The organism is Streptomyces sp. DH12 (assembly GCF_020873895.1).
Lineage (GTDB): Bacteria > Actinomycetota > Actinomycetes > Streptomycetales > Streptomycetaceae > Streptomyces.
In genome coordinates this window covers 1-544 of record NZ_JAHWGT010000616.1, presented here as the reverse complement: position 1 = coordinate 544, position 544 = coordinate 1, and the positions used below count along the sequence as shown (strand labels likewise).

General features: G+C 73.9%; 1 protein-coding gene. It reads left to right on the top strand.

The window, feature by feature from the left end; translation table 11 throughout:
* A partial coding sequence (locus LPA54_RS36085; protein WP_228984758.1) for a polysaccharide deacetylase family protein occupies positions 1 to 544 on the top strand: 544 nt, incomplete at both ends.

Genomic DNA, 544 nt, shown 5'->3' with positions numbered 1-544 from the left:
GGCCGACGTCGTGAGCGGCGCCCCGCAGGCCGGCGCGTCCGCGACCCCCGCCGCCGTCGAACGGGTCTCCCCCACGATCGCGCACGCCTCCGACGCGGGCCCGCGCGGCGTCAACATCACCATCGACGACGGCCCCGACCCCCGCTGGACGCCCCAGGTGCTGGAGCTGCTGCGCGAGGAGGGCGTGAAGGCCACGTTCTGCCTCACCGGGATCCAGGCGCAAGCGCACCCCGGCCTGGTCAAGGAGATCGTCGCGGACGGGCACGTGCTGTGCGACCACTCCGTGTCCCACGACACCGCCATGGACCGGAAGTCCGAGGCGTACCAGTCGAAGGAGATCCTCGACGCCGAGCGCATGATCACCGAGGCGTCCGGCGGCGTCCGTCCCCTCTACTACCGCGCGCCCGGCGGGGCGTTCACCCCGCACAGCCGCGCGGTCGCCGCCTCCCGCGGCATGCGCCCGCTGGGCTGGAACGTCGACACCAAGGACTTCGAGCAGCCGGGCGCGGACTCCATCGTCGAGACCGTGCAGCGGGAGCTGCCC